This is a genomic window from Tolypothrix sp. PCC 7601, from assembly GCF_025677855.1.
Classification (GTDB): Bacteria; Cyanobacteriota; Cyanobacteriia; order Cyanobacteriales; family Nostocaceae; genus Aulosira; species Aulosira diplosiphon.
This window is the reverse complement of the sequence record NZ_CP064879.1, coordinates 2,508,166-2,526,204: the sequence shown is the minus strand read 5'-3', so window position 1 is coordinate 2,526,204 and position 18,039 is coordinate 2,508,166. Positions and strand designations below refer to the sequence as shown.

The window sequence follows — 18,039 nt, the reverse complement described above, 5'->3', positions numbered from 1 at the left end:
TATTTTATCATTCTGTCAATGCGTTAGTCCTAATTACGTATTGCAACTTTCATTAAACAAATATCTAGTTCACGTTCATCGAGAACTTCATGTTCTTCTAACAACCTTGATTTCCATCGCTCAATACGTTTTTGATTTTTCACCCTTGGATAATCATGACGATTGTAATGGTCTACAAAATATCTCACTAAGATTTTCTCTAGTTTATCAAGCGTCAGACAGGCAGTCCTTTCTGCTTCTGGCGGACGTTCCTCTACACTTGAACCCGTATATCCACCATATAAAGACAAAATGTAAGGATTCAGGTCTAAAATTGAGGAACTAGAGAAGGGCGAGACTGAGAATTAATAGAGTCAGCAATTAGTGCTTGTACAAAAAAATCAATAACAGACAGACTTTGACGACGACAGGTTTGAACCACCGTCAACAAATTGGCAGTATGTTGAAACCGCTCCATCGAACGGGAACCACCACTAACTTTACGTTTTGTCACAGCCAAACGCAGCGATCGCTCGGCTTGATTGTTATCAGGAGGAACTTCAGGGTTGTCAAGGAAATACCACCATTGGGAGGCTTTATCGCGCAAGGAACGTAAAAGGTTTCCTGCTGTAGCTCCGGCTAAGTTAATCCAGTCATCAAGTGTTTGTTGCAATTTAGATTTGAATTGATTGACCCAATCGTTATAACTGGCGCAGTCAAGAGTCTCAAACCATTGGGCATAATTTCCAAAAGCTTCATCAATTAAATCCACAAATGCTTCACCAATAGCTTGGTTGTGAAGACCTGGAAGTTGAATTAGTTTTTTGAAGTGACGGCGTAGATGAGCCAAACATTTCTGCTGCTCAGGCACCGCATAGCCATTGTAAACACTAAAATCATCGCTGCTGATTACCCCTGTATATTTAGCCCCTAAAATGGCTTCTAGTTCTGCTCTGGAACGAGTGTCAGCAGCAGTAAACAGGCAAAACTCAGAATTGGCAACTACCCACAACCATTCTTTAACTCCCTTGACAGACCAAGGTGTTTCATCCACATGAATGTTAGGTTGTGTCTGTTTTACCCAATTACTTAACTCAGTAATGCTTGGTTGAATCGCTGTTTGAATTCGTTCATTTGTGGTGACTAAAGTTCCCAGCCCAATTTCAATTTGACCTAACTCCCACAACATTTCTTGCTGTTTTTCATAGGGCATATGTGCATAATTATTTGCCCATCCTAAAAATGCCTGTAAAGAAATCCCTAAATCCTGTCCTGGGATGATATCTTGTGACCAGGAGGCTGTTTGTATATTGCCACAGTACTCACACTGGCACGTATGGCGTTGATACTCAACTATTTCAATGGGACGCTCCACTAGTTGCGCTACAGACTGTTTTTCTACTTTTACTGCCACAGCCGCAAACGCTTTTTGACCACAACAGACACAATCACTTGGACGTAAGATTTCACAACGATCTACTCTACCAAAACCCTTACGGGTCTTACCTTGATGCCCTGGTTGCCCACCTGGCTTTCTTTTGGGATGATTTGATTCTTCTTGCGGTGCTGCTTTTTTTGTTTTCACTCTTTTTGAGGATGTCCCCTGATGGCGGCTTAGATGAGGTTTTGCTGTCTAAATCTCTGCTGACTTTTAAACGTTCTATTTCTTGCTGTAGTTCTAATACTGTTTTCTGTAATTCACCTATTACCTTGCTCTGCTCAATGATTATCTCTACCAGTTCTTGTTTCGATAACTGGTTCAAGCTTTCCCGGTTTAAATCTTGAGGCAGGTTTTGGTTCATATCTGTGATACTCCTCCTCAAGCGATCCCTTTGTCAATACTCTGCCACCTGAATCCTTACGACAAAATTTCTTTATTAATCTTGTCAAATATTGATTCAATTAAACCACCTGCTTGAGGAAAAGCACGTAACCGCCGCGTAAAACCTAATTGTAGGGAAATTTGTTTTAAATGTGCCGATTTAAATTCCTTCGCACGATCTGTCATTATATATTCTGGAATTCCGCACACCTGCCATGTTTCTTGAAGCTCGTACTCGGTTTCGTAGTGCTTTGGTAAAATCGCATGACGCAGAGCTAAACCAACTTCATGTGAGCCAGCAGGTTCAAAACCTAGATAAAAACCTGTCACACACCCAGAATAGCTATCCATTACCAATGTGATATATGGACGACCAATAACTTTTTTATCTTCTTCGTCAATTAACAAAATATCTAGCTTAGTATGGTCTATCTGCCAAATCTGGTTGCTGTGGGTGATTTCTAAAATCCCTTCTGTTGTTTGAAGAATTTGTCCTTCAATTGGTGATCCAGGATGACGTAATGTCTTATTTTTTTCTTCTATATAGGCATTTATTACTTTATAAACAGTGACATGAGAAGGATGTTTGCCTGCTATTAAATCCTCTCTCACTTGAGAGTATCCCTTAAATTTTTCATCATGCTTCTTTTGTTCTAGCTTCTCTCCTTGGGAAGCTAAAGCTTTTAAATAGCCAAAAATCTGATTGTGGTTTATCCGAGAACCTTCTTTGTTACCCCATTTATGAAGGTTCACAATAAGATCATGCCACTGCTGGGAAATACGATATTGTCCCTTATCTTTACGTCCAACAGCTAGAGTTGCAACTCCTACCTGTTCAACTTTCTCCACCATGCGCTTAATAGTTCGGGTGCTTTTACCCAAAGCTTTCGCTGCATCTGCGATCGCATCCATACGAGCTGCTTTGTTAGGCGCTTGGCGGATGACATCTATTAATTCCACCTTTTTAAGATAGTCGGATGAATCTTCGTTAACTAGTAGGTGCTTTGTTTGCTCTTCTTCCTTATTTACTACTTCCTCAATCTCTAATCCTGGAAAGGCTTCGCTCGTAGGCTTCCTGGGCATCAGCTCATCTCCAAAAAATATGTCATCATTTACTTTAAAATTTTATATGATTTATGACATCATTTGATTTAAAAGTGGGAAAAAAATAATCTAAGAACAAAATAACTGAAACCTTTGCTATCAAAAGGTTTCAGCTATAAGCACTATAAATTTAAAATGGACAATAATTCTTTAAAATGGACAATAATTATTTAATGGACACCATCCGGAAGTTAAATAATCATTATTATTTTTCAAGATAACAATAGTATAAATTGAGTTTTGGAAAAACTATATTTTCATAATTAAACTTACAGCAATTTGCAAGCGAAAATCTCCTGAGTAAGATACTGGCATCATCACGAAGAACAGCTTGAGAAAAATGGTATCAACGGAGAAACAGCATTGCTGTAGAAATTCAGTTTAAAGGTTGGTTAAAAACGATGTCAAAGACAAGCCGCTACGCGTCTACGCTACATTGAGCTACTACCGTGTCCTCTCGAATATTGTTGATGCATCGCAAACACTATTTGACTTGGTAAAAGTCTGATTGATTGTCGATAGAAACTGATCATGACTCAAATCTTACTCCTCAAAACTCTTAAAAAATCCTCCTCCTCCCGGAGTTTCTATCACAAATACATCTCCAGGTTTCATTTCTACAGTTGCAGTGCTATCTAAAGTTTCTTGATTACCATCTTGACGTTGTACCCAGTTGCGTCCTACTTTTCCTGCTTCTCCACCATTTAATCCAAAGGGAGGGATACGCCGATGATTAGAAAGAATATTTGCTGTCATTGGTTCTAGAAACTTGATGCGGCGAATGACTCCATTACCACCAGAAAATTTGCCTTTACCGCCGCTATCGGGACGCAAACTAAAGCTTTCTACTTGTACAGGATAGCGAGTTTCTAAAACTTCAGGATCGGTTAAACGGGAGTTAGTCATGTGGGTATGAACTGCATCAGTACCATGAAAGTTAATCCCTGCACCAGCACCACCACAGATAGTTTCATAATATTGATAACGTTCATTCCCAAACGTCAAGTTATTCATGGTTCCCTGAGAAGCAGCCATGACACCTAAAGCACCATATAATGCATCAACAATTGTTTGAGATGTCTCCACATTACCTGCAACTACGGCTGCTGGATAAGTTGGGTTCAGCATACAGCCTTCAGGAATGATAATTTCCAAAGGTTTTAAACACCCTGCATTTAGGGGAATACTATCTTTTACTAAAGTACGAAAAACATATAATACTGCCGCCTGAGTAACAGCTTTAGGAGCATTAAAGTTACTATCTAATTGTTTAGATGTACCAGTAAAATCAATAGTAGCACTGCGATTCTTATGATTAATTTTTACTTCTACTTGAATTTTTGCCATGCTATCCATTTCATAGCAAAATGAACCATCTGTAAGAATATCAATTGCGCGTCTAACTGCCTCCTCTGCATGATTTTGCACAAATTTCATATAAGCTTGTACTGTTTGCAATTGATATTGATTAACCATCTTACGCAGTTCTTGCACGCCTCGTTCATTGGCGGCAATTTGTGCTTTAAAGTCTGCAATATTTTGGTCAGAATTACGAGCAGGATAACGATGATTTAAAAGTAAATCTCGTACTGACTGTTCTTGAAAGTTACCTTTTTCAACTAAGAGAAAATTATCAAATAAAACTCCTTCTTCCTCTACATTTTTACTATGGGGAGGCATAGAACCTGGGGTAATACCACCAATATCAGCTTGATGTCCGCGAGACGCAACATAGAAAAGAGGACTGTTAACTAAAATATTTTCACTACTATCGAGAAATACAGGAGTAATTGCAGTGACATCAGGAAGATGGGTGCCGCCATTATAAGGATTATTAGATAAATAGACATTTCCCGGTTTTATCGTATCGCCTTTATCGTTAATTAAACTGCGGACACTTTCGCTCATGGAACCTAAATGTACGGGAATATGAGGTGCATTAGCCACTAATAATCCAGAAGTATCAAAAATAGCGCAGGAAAAATCTAGACGTTCTTTGATATTCACAGATGCAGCTGTATTTTGCAGAACAATTCCCATTTGTTCAGCGATAAATTGATAGAGATTTTTAAATATTTCTAGACGAACAGGGTCAGGTTGAGATATTTCGGACATTTTCGCTCCTATTTTTGAAATATAGCAACTTCCGTAGTTTCATATCATTAGAATTAAATAGGTGCTTAGAGGTTATTTATAAAGTAAAAATAAAATTATTGTAGGCTGCATTAGGTGTGGTTTTCAATATGATTTGTCATGAAATAACTATACTAGCGCCTAACGCATTATCCATGCGGCGGGCGGTGCGTTACTTTATAAATAGTCTCTTAAAGCATACTTTTGCTTGTAAGGCGGCAATCATCTAATAGTTGGTTTAATTCTGCAATAACCTGACAAGGATTTCGACCTTTTAAAAAAGCAGCAATTGCAGCTTCATACGGATTCCTGCCAGTTTTTCTCACTGCTGATATCGCTGCTTGATTAGAAAATCCCCGCGCGCTAACTAGCCAAGCAGCTAAGATATGTCCTGTGCGTCCAATTCCCCCAGCACAGTGAACCACTACTTTTTCACTGGCTTGGTTTGCAAGTAACAAAAAAGGCAATATTTTCTGAGTGAGGGTTTCATTATTCACTAGTTGGAAATCCTCAATTGGTGCCCAACAAACTCGCTCAACTCCAAAGTTGTTTTGATAAATTTGCAGTAAATTTGAGTATCGATTTAGCTGAGTTTCATGAAGTAAACAGCAAACACGCTGAATATTTTGACTTTGCATAAACTCAATCCACTGATTGATTTTTTGGCTACTATATCCAGGCCTTGCAGCACCAAATACAATAGTTTCATTTTCAGAAGCTGCAGCAAATTTGTACATAATTTAATATCATTGATATTTTGATAATTAAAATTTATTAGTAAAAACAATGTTCATAAACCGCAGTATATTCAATTATTTATTTAGATTGTAATTGATATTTTAATATGTTTATAATCTTCTGAGCTTCATACTGAAAATTAATTGTTATTCCTACATACCACAAGATTGAAACAAAGGTTAGCCACATAATTAGCATAAATATCATAAATATTGATGAATGTGAGCCTTGTAAAGCTTGTTGCCATGAAAAAATAATGCCAGTGATTACAATAGATAACATCAACAACCACATGATCACCAATATCAATAATTCCCGGTTGGATGGTCGCATTTTTAAAGCTACAATCAATTCATTATTAATATTTTCCATAATATGTATCTGGGCTTGAGTTTCAATACAAAGTTTCTTGTAGGCGTAAGGGCCATTGATGCGGAAAGAATGATCATTTATTAATTTGACAAAATATCGCCTTTCGATGCTACCAAATAAGCCAGAACTTTTATCTGTAATTCCTGTATTGGATAAATCTGATAGGATTATTTGCAAGTTTTTTAAAGAAAGTATGATATGTAGATTACAACGTTTGATAGGGACAACAGATGACAATAACTTTCTCAATCTCAAAATAGCTTGTGTCATGGTAGGTTTTATGGCGATATCATCATCGTTTCTTAATAATTAGAATTTTAAATACTTAAACTTCAGTAAGCATTGTAGTATTTACGGTTAATACTCAATAGCATTGATAATTTGTTGATTATTTAGCAAAATTAATTAATCTTTACGATTTAAAATTAAGTGATTACGTTCAGTTAATTCTGCTTCCCAGTTAGGCTCAACTACAATTGTACTAATCTTTTCAACAATGATGGCAGGCCCATGAATAACATCTTCTGTCTGCAAATCTTCGCGACGATATACAGGTGTATTATGCCATTGTTCGCTAGTAAACATCCTCACTTGCTCAACAGCTTGAGGCTTTTCATCTAAAGAACGAGTGCGAGTAACTAAAGGTTCCTCAGGTGTGTCCATTTTTTGAATTAATTCAACTGAAGCAGATTCCACAATTAATTGCTTTTCTAGTTGGATGAAACCATAGCGAGATTTATGTTCAGCTTCAAAACTTGCTCGCATGGCTGAAACTTCAGGCTTAAAATCAATTATCAATATGGAGTTAGTACCTTCATATTTTAAATTTAGTTTAGCAACTATTTCCTGCTGCTGAGTATTATAATCATTACTAATTTCACTGGCTGCTTGAGTAGCTAAATTAGCAATTAAATTTTGTAATTGGGAAATTAATGCTGATGTTAAAGGCTGTTCTACTCCCTTTTCTCTAATGGCTCGAATATCAGCTAATCCCATACCATAAGCAGATAAAACGCCAGCGTAAGGGTGAAGAAATATCTGTTTCATGCCTAAAGTATCGGCAATTAAACAAGCAACTTGTGCGCCAGCACCGCCAAAACAACAAAGTACATATTGCGTGACATCATAACCCCTCTGGAGACTGATTTTTTTAATGGCATTCGCCATATTCTCTACTGCGATCGCAATAAATCCTGCAGCTACTTGTTCCGGGGTACGATTGTTACCTGTTGCTGTTTTGATATCTTCTGCTAACTGGGTAAATTTAGCTGTGACAATCTCTTGATATAATGGTAAATTGCCCTCAATTCCAAAAACAGCTGGAAAATATTGTGGGTGAATTTTACCTAACATGACATTAGCATCAGTTACTGCTAAAGGGCCGCCACGTCGATAACAAGCAGGGCCAGGATTTGATCCAGACGATTCTGGCCCTACACGATAACTAGAACCATCAAACAATAAAATTGAACCGCCACCAGCCGCAATTGTATTAATTGCTAATACTGGAACTCGCATCCTCGCACCAGCAATTTCAGATTCTAATTGGCGTTCGTATTCTCCTTTAAAATGGGCAACATCAGTACTAGTTCCACCCATATCAAAGGTAATTACTAACTCAAAACCTGCTCTTTTACTAGTTTGAACTGCACCCACAATTCCCCCAGCCGGGCCACTTAAAATACTATCTTTACCTTGAAATTGTTGGGCTGTAACTAAACCGCCGTCAGATTTCATAAACATTAATTTGACTCCAGGTAACTGACTTGCTATCTGGTTCACATAGCGCCGTAAAATTGGTGTCAAATAAGCATCTACAACTGTGGTATCACCGCGACTAACTAACTTCATTAAAGGGCTAACCTGATGAGATACTGATATTTGTGTAAATCCAATTTCTTGAGCAATTTGATATACTTGTTGCTCGTGATTGTGATAGCGATCGCTGTGCATAAAAACAATGGCACAACTGCGAATTCCTGTGTTGTAAACTGCTTGTAAGTCTTGTTTCACTTGTGCAAGATTAACAGCTATTAATTTATTACCTTGAGCATCATAGCGTTCATCAACTTCAATTACCTGCTCATAAAGCATCGTTGGTAAAACTATATGAAGGGCAAAAATATCAGGGCGGTTTTGGTAGCCAATACGCAACGCATCTTTAAAGCCTTTGGTAATTAGCAGGACGACGCGATCGCCTTTTCTTTCTAACAGTGCATTAGTGGCTACTGTTGTCCCCATTTTTACTACTTCTATAGCTTCCGTAGGAATCGCCTCATCCTGAGAAATACCAATAATATCCCGAATTCCTTGGATAGCTGCATCTTGATATTGTTCAGGATTTTCTGAGAGTAATTTATAAACGATAATCCACTGCTGATTAGGCAGATTTACAATTAAAAATCGTTCCGGATGCTTTAATAATCTTTCTATAATTTTCTGATTATTTGTAACCGCAACTATATCGGTAAATGTTCCACCACGGTCAGCAAAGAATTTTAACATTTCTCTGTTTATTTAATGCTCTAGAAGTAGAATAACAAGACTTATTAGAGTATTTCTACTTCGACTGTAAAATATTTTGACTACGAGTATTGATTGGCAGGAATATTTATCATACAAATTGAGTATTTTTAGGTATATTTTATATTTTTTGGCTAATTTTCTGGTAAAATAATTTAATATAAATTAGTATTACATTTAATTTAAGTATATCGTGTCTGCAAAAGATATCTTCCATGATATTGTCAAAGCAGCTTTACAAAAAGATGGCTGGCTAGTTAACAAAGACCCATTATATTTGCGTCTAGGTGATGACCAAATACGGATTGACTTAGGTGCAGAACGTTTAATTGTTGCGGAACGGGAAAAAGAACAAATCGCTGTTGAAGTTAAGAGTTTCTTAGCACCTTCAGCACTCAACGAGTTTCACACTGCTTTAGGACAATTTCTCAACTATCGAGCTGTATTACAAATACAACAACCCCAAAGAAAGCTATATTTGGCAGTAACTACGGATGTTTACCGAAGTTTTTTCTTGCGAGATTTACCTCAATTAAGTATACAAGTCTATGAACTGAAAATAATTATTTTCGATCCAGTTAATGAGGTAATTGTGGAATGGATAAATTAAATAATTACCGTCAATTGATTCGCCAAATAATTAATGAATATGCCCAAATGAAGCCGAGTAATGGGGATATTCAAGTTTATACTTTTTGTGATGAGGTCAATGACCATTACCAAGTTTTTCATGCTGGATGGGATGGATATCAACGCATATTTGGTGCTTTAATTCATTTGGATTTAATTGAAGGGAAAATTTGGATACAGTATGACGGTACTGAAATAGGAGTGGCAAATGATTTAGTGGCATTGGGTGTAGCTAAAGAAGATATTGTTTTGGCATATCACTCACCTTTTATGCGTCAATTTGATGGTTTTGCAGTTGGGTAGTTATATAAAAAATTGAAGGTGCGTTAGCCTACGGCATAACACACCCTACTTCTTAATTACCTGTACCTACTGAATAATATAGGGGCATCATTGCCCCTACGAATCTTCTAGTTGACCGACGCGACGTATATTGAGAATGTCGCTCATTTTTTTAATTTGGGTAAACACTTGCTCTAGTTGTGGGCGATCGCGTATTTCTATACCTAAGTCCATTAATGCTGGTTGTCCGATCGCAGTTTTTACTTGAGCATGGCGAACGTTAATCCCCTGGTCGCTTAAACGTGACAAAATATCTTTTAATACTCCGACGCGATCCAGTGCTTCAATTTGCACGTTTACGGGGTAAGTATGGGGACGTGCAGTATGTTCTGGAGTATTGTTCCACCCTACTGGTACTAGCCGTTCATATTCCACACTTTCGAGATTATTACACCCTTGGCGATGAATAGAAATGCCGCGTCCACGGGTAACTACGCCAATAATCGGTTCTCCAGGAATGGGGGTACAACACCCAGCCAGGTGATACACCAAACCTTCTACCCCAACAATTGGCGAATCGCTGGCGCGGGAATGGGTTGCTGGTGCATCTCGCAAAGCTTTGGCGTTGCTGGGTGACTCTTTGGGTAAATATGGGGGTGCAACAACCATAGGTTGTTGTGCTTTTACCACTTCTCGCCAACGGTTGAGAACTAAATTCAGGGTGATTTCTCCGTAACCCAAACCTGCAAGTAAATCTTCAACGCTGTGGTAGTTACATTTTTCAGACACGCTGTGCATTGCGTCTGATTTTAAGAGACTTTCAAAACCAGTTTTACCCAGTTCTTTTTCTAATAATTCTCGACCTCGAGCCACATTTTCTTCCCGGCGCGATCGCTTATACCATTGTTTAATGCGATATTTAGCGGCGGAAGTTCTGACAAAATTTAACCAATCCAAGCTAGGATGGCTGTTCTTTTGCGTCATCACTTCCACAATATCGCCATTGTGCAACCGCGTTGACAGTGGTACCATGCGCCCATTGACTTTAGCTCCAGCACAGTGGTTACCTACTTCTGTATGAATGCGATAAGCAAAATCAACACTGGTAGAACCTGGACTTAAAGGAATTACATCACCTTTGGGGGTGAAAACATAGACATCATCTTCAAATAAATTATCTTTGACACTATCAAGATATTCTTGAGCATCCTTTAAGTCACTTTGCCATTCCAGCAGTTGCCGCAACCAAGTAAATTTCTCATCTGTAGCTGTTAAATGGCTATTATTAGAATTGCCTGTTTCTTTATATTTCCAGTGGGCAGCAATCCCATACTCAGCAATATGGTGCATTTCCATTGTCCGGATTTGCACTTCTAAGGGACGACCAGTCAGCCCAATTACGCCAGTATGTAATGACTGATAACGGTTTGGTTTTGGTAGCCCAATATAATCTTTAAATCTACCAGGAATTGGGCGAAAGGCATCATGCACTACCGCTAAAGCACGATAGCATTCTTCATTGGTCTCAACGATAATCCGCAGCGCTGCCAAATCATAGATTTCATGAAATTCTTTTTGCTGTCGCTGCATCTTCTGGTAAATACTATAAAGATGCTTAGGACGACCGCTAATATCAAGACATTTAATCCCAGTTTGTTGTAGGCGATCGCGTAAAGTTGCTGTAGCCTTCGCTAATTTCTCTTCTCGTGATGTCCGTTTTTCAGAAACGTGCTGTTGAATTTCGCGGAAAGCTTCTGGTTCTAAATATTTAAAAGATAAATCTTCTAGTTCCCATTTAAAGTGCCAGATCCCCAAACGATTAGCTAAGGGTGCAAAAATATCTCTGGTTTCTTGGGCAATGCGACGGCGTTTTTCCTCTGGCATAAATTGCAGAGTTCGCATATTATGCAGACGGTCAGCCAACTTCACCACAATAACGCGAATATCCTGTGCCATTGCTAAAAACATCCGCCGAAAATTTTCTGCTTGACTTTCGGTTTTGCTTTTGAAATTGATTTTAGAAAGTTTGGTGACACCTTCTACTAATTGCCGTACATCTGAACTAAATAGCTCTTCTATTTGTTCAATTGTAATATCTGTATCTTCAACTACATCATGGAGAAATCCAGCTGCTATCATATCAGCACTACCGCCTAAGTCACGCAGTAATCCTGCCACTGCAACGGGATGACAAATATATGGTTCTCCCGATTTTCGGTATTGTCCTTGATGCAGTTGATAAGCGAATTGGAATGCTCGAGCAATTAAAACTGTATCATTATGCCTTCGATCGTCTTCCGCTACGCCACCATTTCTGTATGACTCTTTTAAACATTTTTTGAGCCACTCCGGAAGAGGAACATCAATGGAAGAATTGAGAACTATGGTACTCATACAAAGAGAACTAAAGGTGATCTGTGGATAGGGTTTAGAGAGGAGCAAACTAACAGCATCGCCGCAGGAAAATGCTAATGCCAAAGGCCGGTACAAAAAACCTTGAGAAGATGATTAATAATTTTCAATGATAATCATCAAGTGAGAGCTTTAAGTTACATAATTCCTATATATTTCTGGCAAACGAAGCCTCAAAGCGTGACTTGAGGCTTCTTGTTCTAAAAAGAGCTGAAGAAAGATTATTGTAGAAAAATTACTTGACATTAATACTATCTTAACTACCACTGGATGTCTCTAAATCAAGAGAAATATCAGGACTTGGCAAATTTGTTAGAGCAATTCCGCTCCGATGCCAATAAGACCACACTAGATGCAAGCAAACTGCGAGAGCGTTTAGCCTCCTTAAATCAATTGTTTGGGCAGCAGATTCTACCTTTACCTGAACTGAATTCGCGAGAGCAGTCTTATCGGACAGAGATTGGCAAGCAGTTGCGCCTATTGGAAATTGACATAATGTTTTTCCAAGGAGCAAGGCAGGTATCAACTGCACAAGCCAGGCTGCAAACCATTAGCGATCGCTTGACAACTCTCATCCAATATTGTGATACTATCCTGCGACCAGAAGATACAGAGGAAAAATCATGATCAATTTCCTTGTGATCTAGTTTATTTATCATCCCACCTCTGACTTCCAGTTGACAGCTATTTTGACAACAAGTTGTAAACTCCGTAAATTTCACGATTGAGCATTGGTATTGGGGGAGTGGGGATCGGGGACTGGGGACTGGGGACAAGGAATTTTAGATTTTAGATTTTGCGGAAAGTTGCGTGCGGGGGTTCCCCCCGTTGAGCAAACTTTCCAAGACGGATTTTAGATTGAAAGCCAATCCAAAATTGCAAATCCAAAATCCAAAATTGAATTACCAATTACCCAATGCCCCATGCCCTATGCCCTATGCCCTATGCCTTGAAGCAACAGAGTTATAGTGCGATGCATATAGGTATCTACTGGCTCTGCTGTGGGTTTAAATATCAGTGCATAATAGAGTGACCCACTGACGAGGTCGGTGATGAGATCTACATCTGCATCTGGCTGAATTTCGCCTCTAGATTTGGCTCGTTGCAGAATTTGGGCAAAAGCCTCGCGGCGCGGCATTATGTATTTTGTCCAGTAGACTTGGGCAAATTGCGGATTGCTTGAGGCTGTACTGATAATTAAAGCAAGTGTCTGACGACCCAGAGGACTCAAGATTTTTTTCGCGGCATTATCAATCAGGATATCCATATCTCCCCAGAAGGTACCTGTATCTGGGATCGCTACATCTGCTCTTAAGCTTTCGATCGCATCTGCAACTAGTTCTTCTTTAGAAGTATAACGTCGATAGATAGTTGTCTTGCCAACTCCAGCACGAGATGCGATCGCTTCTATGCTCATGCTCTGATACCCTACTTCCGCCAGTAGGTCAAGAGTTGCCTGCAGAATCGCTTGATTAGCTTGAATGCTACGTGGTCGTCCAGATGGGCTATTAATTCGCTTACTCATACCAACATCTTGACTAAACCCGACCATCTTGGCAATTTTCAGCAAATTTCTTTACTTTCCGCCGCCTTGAGTAATCATATACGATACGCTACCGTAGCGTATATGATTGTGTTAGGGGTTTGGTGTTCCCATTACCCATTACCCAATACCAATGCTCAATCCCCAATATGGCTACCAATATTAAAAGTTCTAATTTTAACCAAGCTGGTTATGTTCAAGGGCCTCTGAAGTGGGCGATCGCCTTTTCTGCGTCTCTGGGTGCGATTCTAGAGGTGATTGACACCAGCATTGTCAATGTGGCGCTGACTTCCATGCAAGCCAGTTTAGGGGCTACGGTGAGCGAAATAGGCTGGGTAGTCACCGGATATGCGATCGCCAACGTTGTTTTAATTCCGTTATCTGCTTGGTTGGGTGATTATTTTGGTAAAAAAAGTTACTTTATATTTTCGTTGATTGGCTTTACTGTCGCCTCTGTTATTTGTGGGCTATCAGTAAATCTGCCCATGCTAATTGTCTCCCGCATTGCTCAAGGATTATTTGGTGGGGGATTATTAGCAAAAGCTCAAGCTATTTTATTTGAAACCTTTCCTCCCGCCGAACAAGGTTTAGCGCAAGCCGTGTTTGGGGTAGGAGTAATTTCTGGCCCAGCAATTGGCCCGACTTTGGGAGGCTACCTCACCGATGCTTTGGGTTGGCGTTGGATTTTCTTTATTAATATTCCCTTTGGGATTTTGGCAGTAGTGATGTCTTCAATGTTTTTACCGCAGGATAAAGGTAAAAGTGAAGCAAAAAACCAAGCCGTCGATTGGTTGGGGATCGGGTTGTTGGTGGTTGCGATTGGCTGTATGCAAACCTTTTTAGAAGAAGGGGAACAAGAGGATTGGTTTTCTTCCGGTTTTATTACCACCTTAGCTATTGCCAGCATTTTAGGATTGGTGCTGTTTATTTGGCGAGAACTGAAAACACCTCATCCGGCGGTGGATTTAAGAGTGCTGCGTCACCGTTCCTTAGCTGCGGGAAGCTTTCTATCTGCAATTGTGGGGATGGGGTTATATGGCGCATTATTTGCTGTACCAATTTTTGCCCAGAGTATCCTGCATTTTACCGCCACCCAAACGGGACTTTTACTAGCACCTGGGGCGTTAGCATCAGCAATTGTCATGGTGATGTTAGGTAAATTATCTACCAAAGTCGATGCCAGAATTTTAATTGCGATCGGTGGTGTGGGTACAGCTATGGTGATGTTTGATTTATCAAAGCTCACTTCCCAAACGGGAGCTGATGATTTATTTTGGCCCTTGGTATGGCGTGGAGCCTTTACAGTCTTAATGTTTCTCCCCTTAAGTTTGGCAACTTTAGGCTCACTTCCCAAAAAAGATATTTCTGCTGGTTCTGGCTTTTACAACCTCACCCGGCAGCTTGGTGGTAGCATCGGCATTGCTATACTCACCACCCTGCTAGATAAAAGAGAAGCGTTTCATCGCGCTATGCTTTTATCTCACCTTAGCCCTTACAGTCCAGAAACCAATCAACGCCTTGACTTGCTTACCGCAGCAATGCAAAACCAAGGTATGGATGCAACAACAGCCCATCAACAAGCATTGGCTTTACTAAGCCAAACAGTAGATATTCAAGCAGCGGTGTTGTCTTTTGCAGATATCTTTCGAGTTGTGGGAGTGGCGTTTCTTTGCTCATTGCCTTTATTACTCTTTTTAGGCAAAGGTGGCGCAGGAGCAAAAGCACCAGTACATTGAGCGCGAGTTGCTTTGAAAAATAGTAGATGAAGACAGCAGAGGGAGCAGAGAAAGCAGAGGAGGATGGAGAGGAAGAGCTGACACGTTGCATGGGGCATTAGAAACTTTTTCCCCATGCCCCATGCCCTATGCCCCATTCCCCATGCCCCATGCCCTATGCCCTATGCCCCATATCAATATAAACAAATCTTATAAGCACTATTACTTATTTATATAATTCATCTATTTCCTTGTTCAGGTTGAGAGTATATTTTGGATCTTATATGTCAAGGTTTCATGACATTTGAGAACAATTAAATTTTTTTAATCAATGAATTTCAATTTATTACTGCTCAAAATGCTGATTTAGAGCAAAAAATTTCAGTTCTTCAGATGGGAATTTTAGCTAATAACACTAATTTAAAATTCTATCTCTTGACAGAGTTTAGGTATTTTTTTAGCTAAGTTGCTGATCAAGATGAGCTTAGTCAGTAAATACAGGGAATTTTTTTGTTTTCAGGATTTTTAGTTGTAGTTGCTGTAGGAATTTATGAAAGGTTATTTACCCAAAGGACGGCTTTCTTCAACATATTTAAGCAGATTTAATTATGAATATGTTCAAGATAAATGGAAAAATTACTGCTTTAAAATACGTGGAACTAGACGTTCATATGCTTTAGATAGACCTCACCACAAACACATTTTTTGGAGTTGGTGCGGCAGTTTTATTGGCATAGCAGCAACAGCTTACCTTTCGATAAAAATGAATTCTCCTTTGTTGATGGCTCCCTTTGGTGCGACAAGCGTATTAATCTTTGGTATACCTGACAGTCCTTTAGCCCAACCTCGGAATGTAATTGGTGGTAATTTTGTAGCAGCATTAGTTAGTCTGACTATTCTGCATCTTTTCGGTTCAGAACCTTGGGCTATGGGAATGGCTGTAGCTACAGCTATTGGGATGATGCAACTTACTGCAACCTTACATCCGCCTTCTGGTGCAGTTGCATTAGTTGTGATGATGACGAAAGCATCCTGGCAATTTCTTTTAACTCCCGCCTTAGAAGGTTCGATAATTTTGGTTCTCTGCGCCGTGGTATTCAATAATTTGGCACATGAGCGAACATATCCTAAGTATTGGTTCTAAAAGTTGGCGTTGCTGTCTCTCCGTGAGTGGGATTCGGCAACGCCAAACTTTTTATGTGTAGATTAAAAGAGCGATCGCAATTAAAATTCAGTGTATTCAGCCTGTGATGCCATTAAGAAGCATTGCTGTCTGTAATTTGCTCTTTAGCTGAATCAACTTCTCCTGCTAACTCTTGGCGAGTTGAAGCTTTTAAGAAATAGCGGGAGACAAACCAGATGACATAGCTAAAGCCAATCAATTGAAAAAATGAAGCCAGGAATGGAATATCATCAATAGCATCTGTAATGGCTACTAACATTGTGAGGAAAATTACTGTCGCCACAAGTACAGCAAAGCTAATGACAAGAAAATTATATTCATTAACGAAATTAGCTACATTTTTCGGTAACCTTTCCAAAAATTCCGCAGTTTTTCTACCTATTTCTGTACCTTGTTTTTCAGATTGAGCCTCGCTAGCTACTGTTGACAAAGTTGCTGCTGAGGAATTGTAAATTGTTGTCTTATCGCTTGTATAAGGAGGCTCAACATATCTTGGTGGTTGTACTTGAGTTTGCATAGTTTTTTAGAGAAATTGTTCATTTTCGGATGTGATATTACCATTCCGGCAGTTTTTAGTCTGTTTTGCATCAACCAATGGAATATATTTTGCCCCTCAAAAGTTATAAAATTATTCTTTGCCGACTATGGCTAAATATGAGGTGTTATGCATTGAAATTAATACTTACGAGTCGTGATGCGTAAAGCCCCCAAGTATGAGGTACAAAACCAATAAGTTTTGTACCTCATACGTCTAGGCGTTAGTCCAACTCAAGGTAGCAGAGTCAAACTTCCTGGTATCGGATGGGTGAAAATGCAATTATCTCGACCTATCCCAGATGGGTTTGTTGCGAAACAAGCCCAAGTGGTGAAGAAAGCTTCAGGATGGTATGTAATGCTGACACTGCAAGCGGATGTTGATGTTAAGAGTTTTGCGCCACACGGTCAACCAGTTGGTATCGACTTGGGGCTAAAAAGTTTTTTAGCCACCTCTGCTGGTGAGCAAATCCCTAGACCAAGATTTTTTGTTGATCTCCAACGCCAGCTGCGATTGCTGCAACAAAGAGTTAGTCACAAGAAATTGGGGTCAAATAACTGGCGAAAGGCTCAACGGAAGGTGTCTCGACTGCATGAACACATTCACAACACTCGTAAAGATTTTCATTTCAAGTTGGCACATTATCTGTGTGACCAAGGTGGAATGATATTTGCAGAGGATTTGAATTTTCAAGCGTGGGCTAAAGGTATGTTTTCAAAACATACCTTAGATGCTGGTTTTGGTGAGTTTCTTTCAATCTTAGAGTGGGTGTGTTGGAAGCGCGGGGTGTACTTTGCCAAGGTCAATCCAGACGGTACAAGCCAAACCTGCCCCAATTGCAACCACCATACAGCTAAGAAAGACTTATCCGAGCGAGTACATCGCTGTGGTGAATGTGGATTTCAAACAGACCGCGACGTTGCCGCCGCTATGGTGGTGATGCAGCGTGGACTTGCAGCCGTAGGGCATACGGTCAAGATGCTTGGCGAGGGGTTAAGTAATAACTCCCTTGTGACCCAAGAATCCCCCGTTTTATAAACGGGGGAGTGTCAAGAGTCTACCTTAGGG

General features: G+C 39.6%; 15 protein-coding genes and 1 pseudogene. 6 read left to right on the top strand and 10 right to left on the bottom strand.

Translation table 11 applies throughout. From position 1 onward, the window contains the following. Window positions 1-29 precede the first annotated feature (29 nt). The 7 genes and pseudogenes from HG267_RS10600 to HG267_RS10570 all read right to left on the bottom strand — a co-directional run bounded on the left by HG267_RS10600 (window position 30) and on the right by HG267_RS10570 (window position 8,653). Window positions 30-188, bottom strand: a complete 159-nt coding sequence (locus tag HG267_RS10600) for a hypothetical protein (RefSeq protein WP_263420044.1) — start codon at window positions 186-188, stop codon at window positions 30-32. Between the two features lie 119 nt (window positions 189-307). Next, window positions 308-1,781, bottom strand: a pseudogene (gene tnpC, locus HG267_RS10595) (IS66 family transposase). 56 nt (window positions 1,782-1,837) lie between these two features. Beyond that, window positions 1,838-2,884 (bottom strand): integrase catalytic domain-containing protein, encoded by a 1,047-nt coding sequence (locus HG267_RS10590; protein WP_052335137.1) that lies wholly within the window; start codon window positions 2,882-2,884, stop codon window positions 1,838-1,840. Window positions 2,885-3,448: 564 nt separating this feature from the next. Then, a complete protein-coding gene (locus HG267_RS10585) occupies window positions 3,449-5,020 on the bottom strand; it encodes a hydantoinase B/oxoprolinase family protein (protein WP_045869559.1) in 1,572 nt (523 codons plus the stop codon). 209 nt (window positions 5,021-5,229) lie between these two features. After that, a complete protein-coding gene (locus HG267_RS10580) occupies window positions 5,230-5,775 on the bottom strand; it encodes a dual specificity protein phosphatase family protein (RefSeq protein WP_045869558.1) in 546 nt (181 codons plus the stop codon). A gap of 79 nt (window positions 5,776-5,854) precedes the next feature. After that, window positions 5,855-6,418 (bottom strand): hypothetical protein, encoded by a 564-nt coding sequence (locus HG267_RS10575; RefSeq protein ID WP_045869557.1) that lies wholly within the window; start codon window positions 6,416-6,418, stop codon window positions 5,855-5,857. A gap of 135 nt (window positions 6,419-6,553) precedes the next feature. After that, complete coding sequence (locus tag HG267_RS10570; RefSeq protein WP_045869556.1) at window positions 6,554-8,653, bottom strand: hydantoinase/oxoprolinase family protein; 2,100 nt, start codon at window positions 8,651-8,653, stop codon at window positions 6,554-6,556. A gap of 211 nt (window positions 8,654-8,864) precedes the next feature. On the opposite strand from HG267_RS10570, the gene HG267_RS10565 reads away from it, so the two are divergent. Then, on the top strand, window positions 8,865-9,281 hold the full coding sequence (locus tag HG267_RS10565) for a XisH family protein (RefSeq protein WP_045869555.1): 417 nt from the start codon (window positions 8,865-8,867) through the stop codon (window positions 9,279-9,281). Beyond that, a complete protein-coding gene (locus HG267_RS10560; protein ID WP_045869554.1) occupies window positions 9,269-9,604 on the top strand; it encodes a XisI protein in 336 nt (111 codons plus the stop codon). Before HG267_RS10565 ends, HG267_RS10560 begins: the two co-directional genes overlap by 13 nt. 96 nt (window positions 9,605-9,700) lie before the next feature. Here the strand turns inward: HG267_RS10560 and HG267_RS10555 are convergent, their stop codons facing one another. After that, window positions 9,701-11,977 (bottom strand): RelA/SpoT family protein, encoded by a 2,277-nt coding sequence (locus tag HG267_RS10555; protein ID WP_045869553.1) that lies wholly within the window; start codon window positions 11,975-11,977, stop codon window positions 9,701-9,703. A 288-nt stretch (window positions 11,978-12,265) separates the two neighbouring features. Here HG267_RS10555 and patD point away from each other — a divergent pair, with 288 nt between their 5' ends. Beyond that, window positions 12,266-12,622, top strand: coding sequence for a heterocyst frequency control protein PatD (gene patD / locus HG267_RS10550; RefSeq protein WP_045869552.1), 357 nt, complete (start codon window positions 12,266-12,268; stop codon window positions 12,620-12,622). A gap of 301 nt (window positions 12,623-12,923) precedes the next feature. Here the strand turns inward: patD and HG267_RS10545 are convergent, their stop codons facing one another. Next, window positions 12,924-13,547 carry a TetR/AcrR family transcriptional regulator gene (locus HG267_RS10545; protein WP_317891624.1) on the bottom strand — a complete coding sequence of 208 codons (624 nt, stop codon included), beginning with the start codon at window positions 13,545-13,547 and terminating at the stop codon, window positions 12,924-12,926. Window positions 13,548-13,687: 140 nt separating this feature from the next. Here HG267_RS10545 and HG267_RS10540 point away from each other — a divergent pair, with 140 nt between their 5' ends. Continuing rightward, window positions 13,688-15,274, top strand: coding sequence for a DHA2 family efflux MFS transporter permease subunit (locus HG267_RS10540; RefSeq protein WP_045869551.1), 1,587 nt, complete (start codon window positions 13,688-13,690; stop codon window positions 15,272-15,274). Window positions 15,275-15,803: 529 nt separating this feature from the next. Next, on the top strand, window positions 15,804-16,397 hold the full coding sequence (locus HG267_RS10535; RefSeq protein ID WP_045869550.1) for an HPP family protein: 594 nt from the start codon (window positions 15,804-15,806) through the stop codon (window positions 16,395-16,397). Window positions 16,398-16,509: 112 nt separating this feature from the next. On the opposite strand, the gene HG267_RS10530 is transcribed toward HG267_RS10535, so the two are convergent. Next, complete coding sequence (locus HG267_RS10530) at window positions 16,510-16,953, bottom strand: CAAD domain-containing protein (RefSeq protein WP_045869549.1); 444 nt, start codon at window positions 16,951-16,953, stop codon at window positions 16,510-16,512. A 219-nt stretch (window positions 16,954-17,172) separates the two neighbouring features. On the opposite strand from HG267_RS10530, the gene HG267_RS10525 reads away from it, so the two are divergent. Then, window positions 17,173-18,009, top strand: a complete 837-nt coding sequence (locus HG267_RS10525) for an RNA-guided endonuclease InsQ/TnpB family protein (protein ID WP_228045605.1) — start codon at window positions 17,173-17,175, stop codon at window positions 18,007-18,009. The last annotated feature ends 30 nt before the right edge of the window (window positions 18,010-18,039 follow it).